General features: G+C 53.6%; 20 protein-coding genes, 3 tRNA genes and 1 other annotated feature. Of the genes, 11 read left to right on the top strand and 12 right to left on the bottom strand.

Translation table 11 applies throughout. The features are described 5' to 3' along the window. Window positions 1-5 precede the first annotated feature (5 nt). Together hisG and hisL are read right to left on the bottom strand one after the other, a co-directional pair. Window positions 6-905 (bottom strand): ATP phosphoribosyltransferase, encoded by a 900-nt coding sequence (hisG, locus tag ACTJJA_RS12810; RefSeq protein WP_028018500.1) that lies wholly within the window; start codon window positions 903-905, stop codon window positions 6-8. A 45-nt stretch (window positions 906-950) separates the two neighbouring features. Then, window positions 951-1,074: a sequence feature (His leader region), on the bottom strand. After that, entirely contained in the window at window positions 1,050-1,100 is a 51-nt protein-coding gene (gene hisL, locus ACTJJA_RS12805) for a his operon leader peptide (protein ID WP_099516347.1), read from the bottom strand. It overlaps the preceding feature by 25 nt. Window positions 1,101-1,273: 173 nt before the next feature. Between hisL and ACTJJA_RS12800 the strand changes: the two genes are divergently transcribed. The 4 genes from ACTJJA_RS12800 to ACTJJA_RS12785 all read left to right on the top strand — a co-directional run bounded on the left by ACTJJA_RS12800 (window position 1,274) and on the right by ACTJJA_RS12785 (window position 4,699). Then, window positions 1,274-2,098: an SDR family oxidoreductase gene (locus ACTJJA_RS12800; RefSeq protein WP_260659004.1), complete on the top strand. Its 825-nt coding sequence runs from the start codon at window positions 1,274-1,276 to the stop codon at window positions 2,096-2,098. A 41-nt stretch (window positions 2,099-2,139) separates the two neighbouring features. After that, a complete protein-coding gene (locus tag ACTJJA_RS12795; protein WP_440668312.1) occupies window positions 2,140-3,069 on the top strand; it encodes a LysR substrate-binding domain-containing protein in 930 nt (309 codons plus the stop codon). A gap of 219 nt (window positions 3,070-3,288) precedes the next feature. After that, window positions 3,289-3,351: a membrane protein YoeI gene (gene yoeI / locus ACTJJA_RS12790; RefSeq protein WP_099458931.1), complete on the top strand. Its 63-nt coding sequence runs from the start codon at window positions 3,289-3,291 to the stop codon at window positions 3,349-3,351. Next, complete coding sequence (locus ACTJJA_RS12785) at window positions 3,341-4,699, top strand: APC family permease (protein WP_010432055.1); 1,359 nt, start codon at window positions 3,341-3,343, stop codon at window positions 4,697-4,699. The genes yoeI and ACTJJA_RS12785 overlap by 11 nt, the downstream gene beginning before the upstream one ends. 108 nt (window positions 4,700-4,807) lie before the next feature. On the opposite strand, the gene sbcB is transcribed toward ACTJJA_RS12785, so the two are convergent. Continuing rightward, window positions 4,808-6,244, bottom strand: coding sequence for an exodeoxyribonuclease I (sbcB, locus tag ACTJJA_RS12780; protein WP_440668310.1), 1,437 nt, complete (start codon window positions 6,242-6,244; stop codon window positions 4,808-4,810). 192 nt (window positions 6,245-6,436) lie between these two features. On the opposite strand from sbcB, the gene dacD reads away from it, so the two are divergent. The 4 genes from dacD to ACTJJA_RS12760 all read left to right on the top strand — a co-directional run bounded on the left by dacD (window position 6,437) and on the right by ACTJJA_RS12760 (window position 9,834). Beyond that, window positions 6,437-7,609 (top strand): serine-type D-Ala-D-Ala carboxypeptidase DacD, encoded by a 1,173-nt coding sequence (gene dacD, locus ACTJJA_RS12775; protein ID WP_440668565.1) that lies wholly within the window; start codon window positions 6,437-6,439, stop codon window positions 7,607-7,609. 118 nt (window positions 7,610-7,727) lie between these two features. Beyond that, a complete protein-coding gene (sbmC, locus tag ACTJJA_RS12770) occupies window positions 7,728-8,201 on the top strand; it encodes a DNA gyrase inhibitor SbmC (protein ID WP_010432063.1) in 474 nt (157 codons plus the stop codon). Between the two features lie 91 nt (window positions 8,202-8,292). Then, window positions 8,293-9,351, top strand: coding sequence for an FUSC family protein (locus ACTJJA_RS12765; RefSeq protein WP_100165945.1), 1,059 nt, complete (start codon window positions 8,293-8,295; stop codon window positions 9,349-9,351). 147 nt (window positions 9,352-9,498) lie between these two features. After that, complete coding sequence (locus ACTJJA_RS12760; RefSeq protein ID WP_010432067.1) at window positions 9,499-9,834, top strand: DUF496 family protein; 336 nt, start codon at window positions 9,499-9,501, stop codon at window positions 9,832-9,834. A 49-nt stretch (window positions 9,835-9,883) separates the two neighbouring features. On the opposite strand, the gene ACTJJA_RS12755 is transcribed toward ACTJJA_RS12760, so the two are convergent. Together ACTJJA_RS12755 and ACTJJA_RS12750 are read right to left on the bottom strand one after the other, a co-directional pair. Next, complete coding sequence (locus ACTJJA_RS12755) at window positions 9,884-10,216, bottom strand: gamma-glutamylcyclotransferase family protein (RefSeq protein ID WP_440668307.1); 333 nt, start codon at window positions 10,214-10,216, stop codon at window positions 9,884-9,886. 53 nt (window positions 10,217-10,269) lie between these two features. Further along, window positions 10,270-10,345 (bottom strand) — tRNA-Asn (locus tag ACTJJA_RS12750). Window positions 10,346-10,506: 161 nt separating this feature from the next. On the opposite strand from ACTJJA_RS12750, the gene emmdR reads away from it, so the two are divergent. Together emmdR and ACTJJA_RS12740 are read left to right on the top strand one after the other, a co-directional pair. Beyond that, window positions 10,507-11,961, top strand: a complete 1,455-nt coding sequence (emmdR, locus tag ACTJJA_RS12745; protein ID WP_120157882.1) for a multidrug efflux MATE transporter EmmdR — start codon at window positions 10,507-10,509, stop codon at window positions 11,959-11,961. Between the two features lie 103 nt (window positions 11,962-12,064). Then, window positions 12,065-12,140: transfer RNA gene (locus ACTJJA_RS12740), tRNA-Asn, on the top strand. Window positions 12,141-12,194: 54 nt separating this feature from the next. On the opposite strand, the gene ACTJJA_RS12735 is transcribed toward ACTJJA_RS12740, so the two are convergent. The 7 genes from ACTJJA_RS12735 to nac all read right to left on the bottom strand — a co-directional run bounded on the left by ACTJJA_RS12735 (window position 12,195) and on the right by nac (window position 17,113). Continuing rightward, entirely contained in the window at window positions 12,195-12,527 is a 333-nt protein-coding gene (locus tag ACTJJA_RS12735; protein ID WP_440668305.1) for a type II toxin-antitoxin system PemK/MazF family toxin, read from the bottom strand. Then, on the bottom strand, window positions 12,528-12,785 hold the full coding sequence (locus ACTJJA_RS12730) for an AbrB/MazE/SpoVT family DNA-binding domain-containing protein (RefSeq protein ID WP_440668303.1): 258 nt from the start codon (window positions 12,783-12,785) through the stop codon (window positions 12,528-12,530). A gap of 276 nt (window positions 12,786-13,061) precedes the next feature. Continuing rightward, a complete protein-coding gene (locus ACTJJA_RS12725) occupies window positions 13,062-14,021 on the bottom strand; it encodes a quinone oxidoreductase family protein (RefSeq protein WP_440668301.1) in 960 nt (319 codons plus the stop codon). Window positions 14,022-14,249: 228 nt separating this feature from the next. Further along, entirely contained in the window at window positions 14,250-14,552 is a 303-nt protein-coding gene (locus tag ACTJJA_RS12720) for a helix-turn-helix domain-containing protein (protein WP_182945657.1), read from the bottom strand. Between the two features lie 4 nt (window positions 14,553-14,556). Beyond that, window positions 14,557-14,910: a type II toxin-antitoxin system RelE/ParE family toxin gene (locus tag ACTJJA_RS12715; protein WP_237844318.1), complete on the bottom strand. Its 354-nt coding sequence runs from the start codon at window positions 14,908-14,910 to the stop codon at window positions 14,557-14,559. A gap of 238 nt (window positions 14,911-15,148) precedes the next feature. Further along, a complete protein-coding gene (cbl, locus tag ACTJJA_RS12710) occupies window positions 15,149-16,099 on the bottom strand; it encodes an HTH-type transcriptional regulator Cbl (RefSeq protein ID WP_440668298.1) in 951 nt (316 codons plus the stop codon). A 96-nt stretch (window positions 16,100-16,195) separates the two neighbouring features. Next, window positions 16,196-17,113: a nitrogen assimilation transcriptional regulator NAC gene (nac, locus tag ACTJJA_RS12705; RefSeq protein WP_010432103.1), complete on the bottom strand. Its 918-nt coding sequence runs from the start codon at window positions 17,111-17,113 to the stop codon at window positions 16,196-16,198. A gap of 319 nt (window positions 17,114-17,432) precedes the next feature. Here nac and ACTJJA_RS12700 point away from each other — a divergent pair. Then, window positions 17,433-17,508 (top strand) — tRNA-Asn (locus ACTJJA_RS12700). The last annotated feature ends 6 nt before the right edge of the window (window positions 17,509-17,514 follow it).

Raw genomic sequence — 17,514 nt, 5'->3', positions numbered from 1 at the left:
GGCCATTACTCCATCATCTTCTCAATTGGCAGCACCAGAATAGAGCTTGCGCCCAGTGCCTTCAGCTTTTCCATGGTTTCCCAGAACAGGGTTTCGCTGCTCACCATGTGCATCGCCACGCGCTGCTGATCGCCTGCCAGCGGCAGAATGGTTGGACGCTCCGCACCCGGCAGCAGGGCAATCACTTCGTCCAGGCGCTCGGTCGGCGCGTGCATCATGATGTATTTGGATTCACGCGCCTGAATCACGCCCTGAATACGGGTCAGCAGTTTGTCGATGAGCTGCTGTTTGGCGTCGGCCATGTCGCCGTCGCGCTGAATCAGGCAGGCTTTGGAGCGGTAGATAACCTCCACTTCGCGCAGACCGTTCGCTTCCAGCGTCGCGCCGGTAGAGACCAGGTCACAAATGGCGTCCGCCAGACCCGCACGGGGTGCCACTTCAACAGAGCCGTTCAGCAGGCAGGATTTAAACTGCACGCCTTTCTGGTCGAGGTAACGCTTTAACAGGTGAGGGTAAGAGGTGGCGATACGTTTGCCGTTCAGCGCAGCCGGGCCGTCCCACGCTTCATCGACCGGCGTAGCCAGCGACAGGCGGCAGCCGCCGAAGTCCAGACGACGCAGGGTGAAGTAACGCGGGTCTTCGCCCTGCGCGCGGCGGGTCAGCAGCTCTTCTTCCAGCACGTTTTCGCCGATGATGCCGAGATCAACGACGCCATCCATCACCAGGCCAGGAATATCGTCATCACGCACGCGCAGAATATCGATAGGCATATTTTCAGCCAGGGCAATCAGGCGCTGGGTGTGCAGGTTGATTTTAATCCCGCAGCGGGCCAGCAGTTCGCGTGAATCGTCACTCAAACGGCCTGATTTTTGAATAGCTATGCGTAAACGTGAGTTATCTAACATTCTTTATTCCTCGTTAACCTGTTTTAACCTGTCTGAATGCGGTCCAAAAAAAAGCCCCCGGAAGATGATCTTCCGGGGGCTTTCTCTTGCGTTCGCGCACCACTGGAAGATCCAAACGTCTTCCAGCACACATCGCCTGAAAGACTAGTCAGGATGATGGTGGTGATGGTGGTTTTTAAATGGAACGCGTGTCATATAAATTCTCGTTGAATGCTTATGCATCTGATGTCTTTTAACCTAAACCACTTGCCCGGCAGATTGCAAGGGCTTTTTGTGATCATTAATTCATTTCATATTGATGCTATGAATTGTGTGTTCTGCCGGGCTGGCGTAGCCTTAATACAAGCATGTGTAAGCGGAGAGTTTTCATGAAAAAGGTCGCGATTGTCGGTTTAGGATGGTTAGGAATGCCGCTGGCGATGTCATTAGCCGCGAAAGGCTGGCAGGTGACCGGGAGCAAAACCACGTCGGATGGGGTTGAAGCCGCACGCATGTGTGGCATCGAGGGCGTTGAGCTGCGCCTTGAGCCCGAACTGGTTTGTGATGCTGACGATCTGGATGCGCTGATGGATGTCGATGCGCTGGTTATTACCTTACCCGCCCGTCGCAGCGGGCCGGGAGAGTCTTTTTATCTGCAGGCGATGCAGGAGATTGTCGACAGCGCGCTGGCGCATCACATCCCGCGTATCATTTTCACCAGTTCCACCTCAGTCTACGGTGACGTTGAGGGGACGGTGAAGGAAAACAGTGAACGTCAACCGGTAACCGCGAGTGGTCGCGTGCTGAAAGATCTGGAGGACTGGCTGCATAACCTGCCGGGCACTCAGGTAGATATCCTGCGTCTGGCCGGATTGGTGGGGCCGGGTCGTCATCCAGGACGGTTCTTTGCCGGAAAATCGGCTCCGGATGGACAACATGGCGTCAATCTCGTCCATCTTGAGGATGTTATTGGGGCAATTGAGTTGCTATTACAGGCTCCGAAAGGTGGGCACATCTATAATATATGTGCACCCTCTCATCCATCGAGAAGTACCTTCTATCCGCTGATGGCTCGTCAATTGGGTCTGGCTCCGCCAGTCTTTGGCGATGCGAAAGGGGAAGGGAAAGGCAAAATTGTTGATGGCAATCGTATTTGTCATGAACTGGGATTTGAGTATCAGTATCCCGATCCGCTGGTGATGCCCATGGAATAATGCCATCAGCGGAGACGATCGCACACCGTAAGGGGGCGAAGATGAAACCGCTGCTGGATGTTCTTATTATTCTGGATGCACTGGAAAAAGAGGGAAGCTTCGCCGCGGCGTCAGCGAAGCTTTATAAAACGCCTTCGGCGCTCAGCTATACCGTGCATAAACTTGAAAGCGATCTGAACATTGAGCTGCTGGATCGCTCCGGGCATCGCGCGCGTTTTACGCGAACCGGACAGATGCTGCTGGAAAAGGGGCGTGATGTTCTCCATACGGTTCGCGAACTGGAAAAACAGGCCATCAAACTTCATCAGGGCTGGGAAAACGAACTGGTGATCGGCGTGGATGATACCTTTCCCTTTTCTCTCCTGACGCCGCTGATCGAAGCGTTCTATCAGCGTCACAGCGTGACCCGGTTAATCTTCATTAATGGTGTGCTGGGCGGCTCCTGGGATGCCCTGACGCGGGGCAGGGCGGATATCATCGTTGGGGCACTGCATGAGCCCCCCCAGTTGAGTGATTTTGGCTTTGCGCGGCTGGGTATACTGGAGCAAATTTTTGCCGTCGCGCCCCATCATCCGCTGGCGAATGAAGCGGAGCCCATTAACCGCCGTATTATTAAAAACTACCGTGCCATTGTGGTGGGCGACAGCTCCAGGCCTGAATGTGGCGTCTCTTCGCAGCTGCTTGATGAGCAAGAGGCGATTACCGTGTTTGACTTTAAAACCAAGCTGGAACTGCAAATAAGCGGTCTGGGGTGCGGCTATTTGCCGCGCTATCTGGCGCAGCGCTTTATTGAAAGCGGTGCGCTTGTTGAAAAACAGGTACTTGCTCAAAGCAGCAACGAATCGGTTTGGGTGGGCTGGAATGAACAAACTGCCGGGCTTGCCAGCGCATGGTGGCGGGACGAAATTTTAGCAAATAGTGCTATCGCTGCAGTTTACTCGCAGGGCAGCGTCGATAAATCAGCCAGTTAGAAAAAAGAAAATTGCCCGGTGCGTTGCAAACTATTGCCTTTTGTATCTGATGTGGGGCAAAATGCCGCCGCTGCAAACAAATGAATAATCGACGATATAAAAGGCGTCGGTTATTTTTTTTTGCATGTACGAAACGAAACTAAAAACCAAGAGGCCGGGCTTCGTACCGGATAGATATTTACTAAAATCCGACAGTTGTTGTCGCTGAGGAAGAAAGAAATGGGGCAATTTTTCGCTTACGTGGCGGTTATTACCGTAAAGGAGAATAACTATGTCGCATAACGCAACTCCAAACACCTCTCGCGTGGAATTACGTAAAACGCTTACGTTGATTCCGGTTGTTATGATGGGCCTTGCCTATATGCAACCGATGACGCTGTTCGATACATTCGGTATCGTATCAGGCCTTACTGACGGTCACGTCGCAACGGCGTACGCCTTTGCGCTGGTCGCCATTCTCTTTACAGCGCTGAGCTACGGAAAACTGGTTCGCCGTTTCCCGTCTGCAGGCTCTGCCTACACCTATGCTCAGAAATCCATTAGCCCGGCGGTTGGCTTTATGGTGGGCTGGTCATCTCTGCTGGACTACCTGTTCATGCCGATGATCAACATTCTGCTGGCAAAAATTTACTTCGAAGCGCTGGTACCTTCCGTACCGTCGTGGATCTTCGTGGTGGCGCTGGTGGCCTTTATGACCATCTCTAACCTGCGCAGCATCAAGACCGTGGCGAACTTCAACACCCTGATTGTTATTCTGCAAATGGGTATCGTTGCGGTTATCGTGGGGTTGATCATTTACGGCGTGTCTCATGGTGAAGGCGCAGGTACGCTGGCCAGCACCCGTCCGTTCTGGTCTGAAGGCGCGCACGTTGTGCCGATGATTACCGGTGCGACCATCCTGTGCTTCTCGTTCCTGGGCTTCGACGGTATCTCTTCTCTGTCTGAAGAGACCAAAGACGCCGAGCGCGTGATCCCGAGAGCGATTTTCCTGACCGCGCTGATTGGCGGTATGATCTTTATCGGTGCTTCCTACTTCCTGCAGCTGTACTTCCCGGACATCTCTCGCTTTAAAGAGCCGGACGCATCACAGCCTGAAATCATGCTGTATGTTGCAGGGAAAACCTTCCAGTGGGGCGTGCTGATCTTCTCCAGCGTAACCGTACTGGCATCCGGTATGGCAGCACACGCAGGTGTATCTCGCCTGATGTACGTAATGGGTCGTGACGGTGTGTTCCCAACCCGTTTCTTCGGCTACGTTCATCCGAAATGGCGTACCCCGGCGTGGAACGTACTGCTGGTTGGCGCAATCGCACTGATGGCCATTAAGTTTGACCTGGTGACTGCAACCGCGCTGATTAACTTTGGTGCGCTGGTGGCGTTTACCTTTGTTAACCTCTCGGTAATCTCTCAGTTCTGGATCCGCGAGAAGCGTAATAAAACGCTGAAGGACCACTTCAACTATCTGGTGCTGCCAATGTGTGGTGCGCTGACGGTGGGTGCGCTGTGGATTAACCTGGAAGAGAGCTCAATGGTTCTGGGTCTGATCTGGGGTGCTATCGGTCTGATCTATCTGGCTTGCGTAACCAAAAGCTTCCGTAACCCGGTACCTCAGTACGAAGACGTTGCGTAACATAATGACGGGTGCCCGACCTGTACACCCGTAGGCCCGTGTAAGCGTAGCGCCACCGGGCGAAAAAAAAGCCGGAGACAATGTCTCCGGCTTTTTTGTACCCATGACTCAAACAATCTCTTGTGCGTACTGGAACAGGGATTTCAACAGCGCCTGTTTCTCAGTATTCCCTTCATACTGGCCGTAAAGCATTTCCAGCTCTTGCGCATAGCTATTGAGGAATTCCGGCGTAAACACGTTACGCCGATGCTGCAGCCAGCGTTCCTGCTCCACTTCATCCAGAGTCCCCGGATAGTTACGCGCCCGGTAATTGAACATCAGCTTTTCAATGCGCTTATCTGCAAAGGTAATATCCAGCGCCGGTAAATTACGCGGCTCGGTTTGCAGGACGATATTCATTGCCGCGCGATCGGCATCGCTGAAGAAGCCGTTATAAAGCTGTGCGTCGACGTTCTCAGACGGCACAAACGGCTCGGCTTCCGCAAAGATAGTGACCACTTTTTCCCGTACCTGCGGGTTGTCGCGCAGCACCTTCAGGTTATCCAGACAGTGCTGACGATTAATACCCAGCCTGTCAGCATCTTCCGGTCGCAGCGTATTGGCCTGCGCCAGCACCGGACATTTATTGATGTGAACCAGCTTCACCGGTACCGCAGGCAGATCGCCGAGCTCGTTTTTCGGCGTATAAAGCCGTTCACGCAGCGTATCGCTGTCCAGTTCCAGCAGCGGGGAGATATCGCCCGCCAAATCCACCATGATAACGGCATTACGGTTGTCGGGATGCCATGCCAGCGGCGCAACCCAGCTGGTATTGCCGCGCCACGCACCGAACATTCCGGAGATGTGTACCAGCGGCTTCATCTGCGCTACATCAATGAGCGTAGTCAGCTTCTGTTTGCTGCGGTGACTCAACAGATACTCAAACAGACGCGGTTGGGCGGTTTTCACCAGCTTTGCCATGGCAATGGTGGCATAGACGTCTGCCATCGCGTCGTGAGCATTGCTGTGCTCGATGCCGTTGGCGCGCGTCAGGTGCTCAAGCCTGAAACTCGGCAGCCCATCCTCGTTCTCCGGCCAGTTAATGCCTTCAGGACGCAGGGCGTAACAGGCGCGCATAATATCGAGTAAATCCCAGCGCGAATTGCGGTTCTGCCAGCTCCAGGCATAGGGGTCGTAGAAGTTGCGGTAGAAGATATTGCGCGTCACTTCATCATCGAAACGGATGTTGTTGTAACCGACCACGCAGGTATGGGGAACGGTAAACAGATCGTGGATGCGGCGGGCAAACTCTGCTTCGCTCACCCCTTTTTCCCGTGCTTCCTGCGGTGTAATGCCCGTAACCATCACCGCGCCCGGCTGCGGCAGATAATCATCCGCGGGCCTGCAGTAAAAGACCTCTGGCTCGCCAATGATGTTGAATTCGTCGTCGGTACGGATGGCAGCAAACTGCGCCGGTCTGTCCAGCGCCGGGTGGGTGCCAAAGGTTTCGTAATCGTGGAACAAAAAAGTTGGGCGCGCGGCAGAATCAGACACCAGTAATATCATCCTGTAAAAAATTCACGACGCTATGGTAAACGATCGCGCTAAGCAGTCCGAATAAAAAGCGCTATCATGCGTGAAATTTGCGAGACAGCGTCAGAGAAAAACATGCACTTTGTCACATTTTTTTGCAATTAAGGCAGGTAACGACAGCGGAACTCCCGTAAAAAGGTCATCGATTTTTAATGACCTGAGGATATACCGTTGAAACGCCGTCTGTTTATTGCTGTTTCTTTACTTGCTTCGAGTATCACATCTGCGCTGGCTGCCGATCCGCTGGATTTCTCCCCGCAGCCACCGGCCATCCAGGCGGGGTCCTGGGTGCTGATGGATTACACTACTGGTCAGATATTAACGGCGGGCAACGAACATCAACAGCGTAATCCGGCAAGCCTGACCAAGCTGATGACGGGCTACGTCGTCGACCGCGCTATCGACAGCCATCGCATCAGCCCGGATGACATCGTCACGGTTGGGCGCGACGCGTGGGCAAAAGGTAACCCGGTTTTTGACGGATCGTCTCTGATGTTCCTGAAAGAGGGCGATCGCGTTTCCGTACGCGATCTCAGCCGGGGCCTAATTGTCGACTCCGGTAACGATGCCTGCGTGGCGCTGGCCGATCACGTCGCGGGTGGCCAGCCGCAGTTCGTGAAGATGATGAATGACTATGTGCAAAAGCTGAACCTGCGCGACACCCATTTCGAAACCGTTCACGGACTGGATGCACCTGGGCAGCACAGCTCCGCTTACGATCTGGCCGTTCTCTCCCGTGCGATCATTCACGGTGAGCCAGAGTTTTATCATATGTACAGCGAGAAGAGCCTGACCTGGAACGGGATCACCCAGCAGAACCGCAACGGCCTGCTGTGGGATAAAACCATGAACGTGGACGGTCTGAAAACGGGGCATACCTCCGGCGCAGGTTTTAATCTGATTGCCTCCGCGGTGGACGGTCAGCGTCGGTTGATCGCCGTGGTAATGGGCGCAGACAGCCCGAAGGGGCGTGAAGATCAGGCGCGCAAGCTGCTCCACTGGGGACAACAGAACTTTGATACGGTGCAGATCCTGCATAGCGGTAAAAAAGTGGGGACCGAGCGGATCTGGTACGGTGATAAAGAACAGGTAAACCTGGGAACCGATCAGGACTTCTGGCTGGCCTTGCCAAAAGCGGAAGTGCCGAACATTAAGGCTAAATACGTGCTGGATACAAAAACGCTGGAAGCCCCAATTGCCGCCCATCAGCGGGTCGGTGAAATTCAGTTGTACGACCGCGATAAGCTGGTGGCGCACTGGCCGCTGGTCACGCTGGAACGTGTTGATAAAGGTGGTATTTTCTCCCGCCTGAGTGATTATCTGCATCACAACATCTAACCTTTCTGAGCAGACTGGCGGGGTTGCGAGTCTGCTCACATAATAAACACTCCTCGTTTGGCGATAATATTCATTCTGCTTTATAGTGTATAAATATACAGTAATAAACGGAGGCAGCATGGACTACAGCATCAAGCAGCAACAGAAACGTAAAATCGCAGGTTTTCACCTTGTTGGGCCGTGGGAAAAAACCGTTAAGCAGGGCTTTGAACAACTGGTCATGTGGGTGGATGGGCGTCACATTCAGCCGCTGGAGTGGGTAGCGGTTTACTACGATAATCCTGATGAGGTCCCGGCAGAAAAACTGCGCTGTGACACCGCCGTCACCGTACCCGACGACTTTATCATTCCCGATAACAGTGAAGGGGTGATGATGACCGAAATTGTAGCCGGGGATTATGCGGTCGCGACGGCACGTGTTGAAAATTACGACTTTGCGACCCCGTGGTATCAGTTCTTTAATTCCCTCCTGCAGGACAATAAGTACCAGATTGCTCCAAAACCCTGCTTCGAACGCTATCTTAATGATGGTAATGCCGATGGCTACTGGGACATTGAGATGTTCGTCGCGGTAGAGCATAAAGCGGGTTAACCCTGTAAAAAGTGGGATTTTTAGCCGGGGGCGATCCACCCGGCTGAAAACACAGTACAATTGTGATTTGCCGTGTAGCTGGAGAGCGGGTGTGCGTCCCGACAAATCATTAACGCCGTTTGAAATTCGGTTGTACAAACATTACCGCGTGGTGCATGGGTGTCGCATCGCGCTGGCGTTCGTGTTGACGTTTGTACTGGTTCGCTTGCTGGATGTTCCGGAGGGGACGTGGCCGCTGATTACGCTGGTAGTCGTGATGGGGCCCATCTCCTTTTGGGGAAACGTTGTTCCGCGCGCGCTTGAGCGAATTGGTGGGACCGTATTAGGCTCCGCCCTTGGGCTAATCGCCCTGAAACTGGAGCTGATCTCCTTTCCTGTCATGCTGGCATGGTGCGGCGCCGCCATGTTCCTCTGCGGCTGGCTGGCGTTGGGCAAAAGACCGTATCAGGCGTTGCTGATTGGGATTACTCTCGCGGTGGTGGTCGGTGCGCCCGCCGGGGATATGACTACGGCGCTGTGGCGAAGCGGGGATGTGGTCCTCGGCTCGTTGCTGGCGATGCTGTTTACGGGGATCTGGCCGCAACGCGCCTTTCTGCACTGGCGCATCCAGATGGCGAATTACGTTACGGCATTTAACCGTGTCTATCAGGCCGGCTTTTCCCCGAATCTGGTTGAACGGCCACGGCTGGAAAAACACCTGCAGAAGATCCTCAATGATGTCGTCAAAATGCGCGGCCTGATCACGCCCGCCAGCAAAGAAACCCATATTCAGAAAGCGATTTTCGAAGCCATCCAGACGGTAAGCCGCAATCTGGTCTGCATGCTTGAATTGCAAATCAACGCGCACTGGGCCTCGCGTCCCAGCCATCTGCTGATGCTTAATGCGCATACGCTCAAAGAGACCCAGCAGATGACGCAGCAAACGCTGTTGACCATCGCCCATGCGCTCTATGAAGGCAACCCGCAGCCGATACTGGCCAACAGCGAGCGACTGAATGAGATCGTCGCGGAGCTGAAGCAGTTAATCAATGAACGCCAGAGCGATAACGTGGCGGAAACGCCCATTCATGGCTACGTCTGGCTGAGTATGGAACTGGCGCGGCAGCTTGAGCTGTTATCGCATCTTATTTGCCGGGCGCTGCGCAAATAAAAGGCGTATGTGACGCCTGCTGCTTCGATTCAGCAGCAATTGGGGTTATGATAGATTTAAACGATATACTCATTGTCATTCGCAGCCGCTGTCTGTTACAACGGTTGCCTTAACGAATCCGAATCTCACATTATCAGGGGTGTAAAAATGGAAACTACCAAGCCTTCGTTCCAGGATGTTCTGGAATTCGTCCGCCTGTTCCGCCGCAAAAACAAACTGCAGCGTGAAATCCAGGACGTTGAGAAGAAGATCCGTGACAACCAGAAACGTGTTCTGCTGCTCGACAACCTGAGCGACTACATCAAGCCAGGCATGAGCGTTGAAGCTATTCAGGGCATCATCGCCAGCATGAAGAGCGATTACGAAGACCGCGTTGATGACTACATCATCAAAAATGCTGAGCTGTCCAAAGAGCGTCGCGACATCTCCAAGAAGCTGAAAGTGATGGGCGAAATCAAAAACGCTGAAGCAAAAAGCGAGTAATCGCTGCGAATTGTGAAAAAGGCTCTCTGGTGACAGAGAGCCTTTTTTATTACGCAGAGCGCGGCTGTAGCTGATAAATCCAGGCCTTAACCTGTTTACCCTCAAGGGTAGTCACCGTGACCTCAACCCGATCGTAGCCGTCTTCAAACTCATCCAGCATTTGCCAGTGTGCGGCAAGGTTATCAGAGATAAACAGATAGCCTTCGACGCGGGGGACGTCCGGGTGGAGCACAATCCCCGGGAAATCCGCTGCAGCGCCCCAGCCGCGTTCGTAAAACGTGCCGGATACGAAGCCAGCGAGCCATTCACCGCCAATGTTTTCAAGAATATGCGCGTTAGAGTGACCGGGGCGTAGTGTGCCGTAAACAAACAGTGCGTCCATTTATCCTCACCGGAAAAGCAAAAAGCCCGCTCGAAAGCAGGCTTTTCTAAATGTGGCTCCTCTGACTGGACTCGAACCAGTGACATACGGATTAACAGTCCGCCGTTCTACCGACTGAACTACAGAGGAATCGTTGTGGAGGCTTATCTTAGCGGCGAAAAAAGTTTTGTCAAACCTGATCTTAGGGAAAATCGACTGATTGCTGATTCTGTCGTCAGTTTGTTGTAAATCCAAACATCTTTTTTATGGAAATACTTTGCAGGATAGCCATTTCTCCCCCATCATTTGAAATGGAGTTTCAACTTTTCTCGCTAAGGTCCATTTTGAACGTCACTGCCCCCTTACGCCAGGCGATCATGCGCACGCCCTGGTATGCAAAACGTAAAAGTTATCGTGTTCTGTTCTGGCGTGAAATCACCCCCCTTGCTGTGCCTATTTTCCTGGAGAATACCTGCGTACTGCTAATGGGCGTGCTAAGTACGTTCCTGGTCAGTTGGTTGGGCAAAGAGGCGATGGCAGGGGTAGGGCTGGCGGACAGCTTTAACATGGTGGTGATGTCTTTCTTTGCCGCCATCGATCTGGGTACAACGGTCGTCGTTGCCTTTAGTCTGGGGAAACTTGATCCGAAGCGCGCGCGCGAGGCGGCACGCCAGTCGCTGATGATCATGACCCTCTTTTCGATCGTTCTGGCGGCGGTTATCCATTACTACGGCAAAGAGATTATTGATATTGTCGCGGGTGAGGCGACCAGTGAGGTAAAAGACCTTGCGCTGACATACCTGGAAATGACGGTGTTAAGCTATCCGGCGGCGGCTATTGCCCTGATTGGTAGCGGTGCGCTGCGCGGGGCGGGCAATACCAAAATTCCGCTGCTGATCAACGGCGGGATGAATATCCTGAACATTATCATCAGTAGTGTACTGATTTACGGGGTCTTTTCCTGGGACGGTCTGGGGTTTGTTGGTGCTGGCCTTGGCCTGACTATTTCACGTTACATTGGCGCGGCAGCGATTATCGGCGTGCTGATGACGGGGATCACCCCGTCGCTGCGCCTCACGCTGAAAAGCTATTTCAGGCCGTTTAACTTTGCCATTATCTGGGAAGTGATGGGCATCGGTATTCCGGCCAGCATTGAGTCGGTGCTGTTCAACGGCGGCAAGCTGCTCACGCAGATGTTTGTGGCCGGTATGGGGACAGATGTTATCGCCGGTAACTTTATCGCCTTCTCCATCGCCTCGCTGATTAACCTGCCGGGCAACGCCCTTGGTTCCGCCTCCACAATTATCACCGGCAAACGTCTCGGGAAAGGACAGATAGGGCAGGCGGAGCGTCAGCTCCGGCATGTCTTCTGGCTATCGACCATTGGGCTGACAATGATCGCCTGGGGAACCGCGCCTTTTGCCGGGTTGATGGCCTCGTTTTACACCCACGAAAACGATGTTAAAGAGGTGGTTAAGATCCTGATTTGGCTCAATGCCGCGTTTATGCCGATCTGGGCCGCGTCCTGGGTGTTGCCCGCTGGCTTAAAAGGCGCGCGCGATGCCCGGTTTGCCATGTGGGTATCCATGCTCGGGATGTGGGGTTGCCGCGTGGTGGCGGGTTATACGCTGGGGATTATGCTGGGAATGGGCGTTGTAGGGGTCTGGCTGGGTATGTTCCTGGACTGGGCCGTACGCGGTGCACTGTTCTACTGGCGCATGGTAAGTGGGCGTTGGTTATGGAAATATCCACGGAAGAATGCCTGACAAATGCGCGAAATGGAGAATAAATCGGCAAACGATCGGAAATCTGCATTCTGCCTTTGACATCATCGGGGAGCATCGATAATATGCGCCCCGTTCACACGATTCCTCTGTAGTTCAGTCGGTAGAACGGCGGACTGTTAATCCGTATGTCACTGGTTCGAGTCCAGTCAGAGGAGCCAAATTTGAAAAGCCTGCTTTTAAAGCAGGCTTTTTGCTTTTCTGCATCTCTGATGTTAATTCAGAATCGCATCCAGCCTGGCAAGCACCTCATTTACAACGGCGTCAGGTATGCGTTCCAGCCGCATGCCGTTCCGGGCAGCCATATCAATGGTTCTGGGCTGGTCGCAGCGAATAACGCCCGTTGTTTTTGTCCCCGCCCCATCCAGTGAAACGGTGAAACCTGCTGTACGTGCAAAGTTTCCGCCGCTGGTGACGGGAACCACTACCGGTAGCCGAGTCAGCTTGTTAAACGATGCCTTCGATATGATGAGTACCGGACGTTTTCCACTTTGCTCGTGGCCAGCAATCGGATCCAGTGAAACAAGCCAGATTTCCCCTCTGTCCATTTACAGGATCTCCTTGCCTACCGCAGGCGCATCAATCCATTCCCGCTCCTCTTCGTTCATTTCAGCGTGCGGATCGCACTGCGCCAGCAGCTCCTCAAGCGAATAATGAGGCCGTTTCTGGGGTTCAATAATCAGGCAGCCATTATTAATGGTCATGCCGACTTCGCTGTCCGTCGACAGCTCCAGCGTTTTCAGCACGGCGGGAGGAACCGCCAGCATGATGGATCCGCCAACCTTTTTCAGGCGAGTTGTATACATAGCGCACCTCCGAATATTATATTTTAATATAACATTCATGGCAGAGAGTGCGCAATTATTCATCAGATTCATGGTGATTTCCTTTTCGTAATGAAGTTTGCAGAAAGCCGTTATCCATCAAAGGACGGTGCAGGTGGGAACGAAATGCGTCACTAAGAAGGCTGATAATAGAAAACTGTTTTTGCGGTTCAAAGGATTATGGGGGATAGGATAAACGAAATGCGTGGCGGCTTCCGGATCAGGGCTGTGTCGGGGCCAGGTTGAGGTCCCCCTCTCTCACGGCTTCATAACGATGCGACCAAGCGGTTTCGCTGTCTCAGCGAATTCGTGGGCTGCGGCGGCGTTAGCCAGGGGGAAGACACGGTCAATGACAACCCTGATGCGCCCTTCTGCCACAGCCTGCAAGATGTCGTCCACACTTGTCCGAACGCCGGGCCTTTCAAAAAGGGGCCCCATGAATACCCCCATGAGTGTCTGGTTAGACTGCATTGGCGGCCACAAGTCGACAGTCAGACTGCCACCGCCCGCATTACCGACGAAGACGAGACGTCCTTGCGGAGCGAGTGCAGAAAGCGAAACAGGCAACGTCGTCCCTACCGGATCGATGACAAGGTCAACACCGGCGCCACGGGTGTACTCTCGGACACTGTCCACGATGTTGTCCTCTACACGATCCACAACATAATCGGCACCCAATTCAAGCAACCGACTTCTTCGCTGCGTTCCGCTTGCCACGGCGATAACCGTCGCGCCTGCTTGTGAGGCAAGCTGAACGGCCGCGAGCCCCACGCCCCCTGCTGCTGCCTGAATCAGGACGGTTTCTCCGTGCCGGAGCATGCCTCGTGTGAAAAGGCAATGATGCGCGGTTCCAAAAGAAATCGGTACCACCGCCGCGTCTGTTGCATCCACCCCATCCGGTATAAGCCAGGTTCGTTCCGCAGGCACAGCCCAGCGTTCCGCATGCGATCCCTGCATGCTAAACGCAGTCACTTTGTCTCCAACCCTGCGATGACGGACTTTCGAACCGACGGCAACCACTGTGCCCGCGGCCGCGTAGCCGACGATCCACGAAGGAAGAGGCGGCGGCGTTGAGCGCCGGTTGATCAGATCTCCCCCTTCAATCGAGATTGCCTCGACAGAAATCAGGACGTCATCAGGCCCTGCGACCGGATCCGGGACATCAATGTATTGCAGGACGTCGGGAGCGCCTTCCACGTCATAAACCGCTGCTTTCATTCATTTTCCTCTGTCATATCAAGACCCGTGGGAAGTCGTTAGATTTTATGGCAGGTGAGCACCGATTACGATCATAGAACGCCTGCTGTCCGAAGGGGAAAACGGCTTCGCATGTTGTTATGTTTGTACCTTTGTAATGGGGCGAAATCTGTCCGGTGAACACAAAGACACTTTACAGGTGCCAGATCGGGCGGATAAACAAGCGACGTTGTCCATCATTCTTCTGCCCTACAGCACAAACTCATAGTGCGAGCCATCTGGCAGTTCAACATCAAGCCGCAGCTTTCCGCCCGCAGCCTCAACGTAACGCTTAAGTGAAGAGAGTTTCAAATCGCGCCCGGGCTTTTCCATTACCGCAACGGTAGGCTGCCTGATACCCAGAGCCTGTGCCATCTCTACTTGGGTTTTATGTACTTTCTCACGTAACTCAGCCAGATGAATGTTGAGCAAAATATCCGTTGCTATCGCCTGAGCGCTGGCGACAACCTCCGGCTTTTCATCCGCTATAAGCTGCTCAAGGGTTCTTCCCATCGTGCTATTCCCTCTCTTTTAATGTATTCAGCCAGTAAGTGAATTCCCGGTCAGCAACGAGAAGCATCTCATCGTAGAATCGCCTTTCACTGCCGACCTTATTGCCAGCACAAAGCATGATGCCGGTACGGTTTGGGTCAAATGCGAAAAACGCCCGCAATGGATCACCCTTACTCTGAATACGTAGCTCTTTCATGTTGCTGTGACGAGAGCCTTTAAGCGTATCAGCGTAGGGTCTCGATAAACCCGGCCCCTTCTCTCGCAAAACAAGCATTGCTGCAAGTACGCTGGCGCGATCGGTATCGTCAAGCGAAGTGAACCAGCGATCAAACCTGTCCGTCGTATTAATTGTCCACACAAGACCTCCCATCAAATATAGATCAAAAGCTATATACGTGCAAAGCTATAGCAATGATTATGCTGAGATGGAAAAGAAGATTCTTGTGGGGTTAGGAGAATACAGAATGCGTGCCGGAGTAATTCTGCGTATCCCTTATCGGATATTCATTTTGTTACGAGCAGCATCGAAAAAAGTCAGGATCCGCTCAACTGAGCGACGAGCCCGGCCAGCGCAGCGCTACCGGGCAAGCCAGCAGCTAAATCTGGTAATCAATCGCCACTTCTTCCGGCTCCATTACCTGACGTTTAATCTCGTCCACCGACAGCCCGGCGTTGCAGAGCTCGATAAAGCGCCAGACATAGTTGCGCTGCAGCTGTCCGCGCTTCAGGCCAAGCCAGACGGTATTGGCGTCAAACAGGTGACGCGTATCAAGACGCACGAGGTTCCCATCTTCGCGTTCCCCGCTGGATTGTTCCGCCACCAGGCCAATGCCCAGACCCAGCTCGACGTAGGTTTTGATCACATCGGAGTCCTGCGCGCTCAGCACCACGTCCGGCGTGAGCCCTTTGCGGTTGAAGGCTTCATCAATGCGCGAGCGTCCGGTAATGCCCTGGCGGTAAGTGATCAGCGGCCATTTCGTAATGTCTTCCAGCGTCAGGGGAGAGACCTGATTCAGCGGATGATCGACAGGGAGTAATAAACTGTGGTACCAGCGGAACCACGGGAAGGCCACCAGCAGCGGATCGTTGCTCAGACGCTCGCTGGCGATGCCGATATCCGCCCCGCCGTTTTGCAGCAGCACTTCAATTTCCTGCGGCGTGCCCTGAATAAGCTCCAGACGGACATCCGGGAAAAGTTCGCGGAAGGCTTTAATCACCGGCGGCAGGCTGTAGCGCGCCTGCGTGTGGGTAGTGGCGATGGTGAGCACGCCCGAGGCGTCATTGGTGAAGAGATCCGCCAGACGACGCACGTTGCTGGCCTCGTTGAGGATCCGCTCAGCGATGGTCAGCAATGCCTTGCCCGGCTCCGTCATCCCAAGCAGACGCTTGCCGCGACGGATAAAAATCTCTATCCCCAGTTCCTCTTCCAGCTCGCGAATATGGCGGCTGACGCCCGACTGGGATGTATAAAGCATGTTAGCGACTTCGGTCAGGTTGTAGTCCCGCCTGGCCGCCTCACGGATAATTTTAAGTTGCTGGAAATTCACGATTCACTCCGGCGCATCTGACATAGCTCTATTGTTAGAGTCAGCTGAGCTGCAGAACAAATAATAAAAACCAGCATCTTATGCTTTTATGGAATATCAACTCACGAGCTGGAGTTCACGGTTCTCAAGCGACGGCTTGCTGACCAGCGACATCAAAATCTCTTTTACTGCCTGCGCCTGCGGCGACAGCGATCCGCGTGCGGACATATTCAGCGACAGCGGCAGGCTCATTGAAGGCGTGGTGATGCGCGCCATCCAGCCGTTTGCCGCACTGCACAGCGAGCGGGCGGCGGATTCCGGCAGGACCGTTACTCCCATTCCGCTGGCAATCGCTGCGGTCAGCGTGGAAATAGAATCAATTTCGCCAATAATTTTGGCCGTCAGGCGGCGCAGGGAGAACGCTTCATCCACGCGCACGCGCACCGCGCTGTAATCGCGCGGCAGGAAGAGATTCATCTCGGCCACGGCGGTTAAATCAACGCTCTGACCGGGGCAGTCGCGGGTGCCGACCAGATAAAGATCTTCTTTCAGCAGCGGCTGGCTGGTGATCCCGGCGACGGGAGAGCGATCGTAAAGGACGGCCATATCCAGCTGGCCGTTGAGCAGTTTGTCATTCAGCACAGAACCGCTGTTTTCGTGCAGGTAGACCAGCACTTCAGGCAGCTCAGCGCGAACGGCCTGCAGCAGTGGCATGGTGATAGACGATGCCGCGGTTCCTGGCGCTAAACCAATGGAAACGTGTCCGCTCAGGGTCTGGCCGACATTGTTCACCGCCAGCTGCGCCTGTTCACACTGACGCAGAATAGTGCGGGCATGGGTATACAAAATTTTGCCAGCTTCTGTTGGCGTTACGCCGCGCTTGGTGCGGATCAGTAATTGCTGATCCATCTCGCCTTCCAGCGTAGCCACCTGCTGGCTCAGCGCAGGCTGCGCGATATGCAGCACTTCTGCCGCTTGAGTCAGGCTGCCGATATCGACGATTTTTACGAAGTATTTCAGTCGTCTTAAGTTCATTTTGCCCCCTGTTCAAAAAACTGTGCCGGAACCGGCTGTCGTTGTTGAACTGGTTTTGCAATATGAATGCCAGTTTTGCGAAGAGGTCTGATTTGTTGCTAAGCGGCTGAAAATAAGGAAAGCTAATCATGGATGGGGGTTTAATGACTGAAACAGCAGTTTATGATCTGCCCCATTAGAGGTATGTTTGCACCATGACGGTGCATTACGTTGGCAAAAGCGTCACTTTGCTGATTTTGTCAGCAAACGATCGAAAGGTGTTGATCCATCCTTTGACAAGGCGAACGCAGGTCGATAATATGCGCCCCGTTCACACGATTCCTCTGTAGTTCAGTCGGTAGAACGGCGGACTGTTAATCCGTATGTCACTGGTTCGAGTCCAGTCAGAGGAGCCAAATTTG

The sequence above is a fragment of the Enterobacter sp. 22452 genome (assembly GCF_052045065.1).
In the GTDB taxonomy this organism is placed as follows: domain Bacteria; phylum Pseudomonadota; class Gammaproteobacteria; order Enterobacterales; family Enterobacteriaceae; genus Enterobacter; species Enterobacter mori.
This window is presented reverse-complemented; position numbering and strand designations above follow the sequence as displayed.

Excerpts from the sequence above, each read along its gene's own strand:
- hisG (WP_028018500.1), bottom strand. The coding sequence starts at position 905 with ATGTTAGATAACTCACGTTTACGCATAGCTATTCAAAAATCAGGCCGT.
- ACTJJA_RS12800 (WP_260659004.1), top strand. The coding sequence starts at position 1,274 with ATGAAAAAGGTCGCGATTGTCGGTTTAGGATGGTTAGGAATGCCGCTG.
- ACTJJA_RS12795 (WP_440668312.1), top strand. The coding sequence starts at position 2,140 with ATGAAACCGCTGCTGGATGTTCTTATTATTCTGGATGCACTGGAAAAA.
- ACTJJA_RS12785 (WP_010432055.1), top strand. The coding sequence starts at position 3,341 with ATGTCGCATAACGCAACTCCAAACACCTCTCGCGTGGAATTACGTAAA.
- sbcB (WP_440668310.1), bottom strand. The coding sequence starts at position 6,244 with ATGATATTACTGGTGTCTGATTCTGCCGCGCGCCCAACTTTTTTGTTC.
- sbmC (WP_010432063.1), top strand. The coding sequence starts at position 7,728 with ATGGACTACAGCATCAAGCAGCAACAGAAACGTAAAATCGCAGGTTTT.
- ACTJJA_RS12760 (WP_010432067.1), top strand. The coding sequence starts at position 9,499 with ATGGAAACTACCAAGCCTTCGTTCCAGGATGTTCTGGAATTCGTCCGC.
- ACTJJA_RS12755 (WP_440668307.1), bottom strand. The coding sequence starts at position 10,216 with ATGGACGCACTGTTTGTTTACGGCACACTACGCCCCGGTCACTCTAAC.
- emmdR (WP_120157882.1), top strand. The coding sequence starts at position 10,507 with ATGGAGTTTCAACTTTTCTCGCTAAGGTCCATTTTGAACGTCACTGCC.
- ACTJJA_RS12735 (WP_440668305.1), bottom strand. The coding sequence starts at position 12,527 with ATGGACAGAGGGGAAATCTGGCTTGTTTCACTGGATCCGATTGCTGGC.
- ACTJJA_RS12730 (WP_440668303.1), bottom strand. The coding sequence starts at position 12,785 with ATGTATACAACTCGCCTGAAAAAGGTTGGCGGATCCATCATGCTGGCG.
- ACTJJA_RS12725 (WP_440668301.1), bottom strand. The coding sequence starts at position 14,021 with ATGAAAGCAGCGGTTTATGACGTGGAAGGCGCTCCCGACGTCCTGCAA.
- ACTJJA_RS12720 (WP_182945657.1), bottom strand. The coding sequence starts at position 14,552 with ATGGGAAGAACCCTTGAGCAGCTTATAGCGGATGAAAAGCCGGAGGTT.
- nac (WP_010432103.1), bottom strand. The coding sequence starts at position 17,113 with ATGAACTTAAGACGACTGAAATACTTCGTAAAAATCGTCGATATCGGC.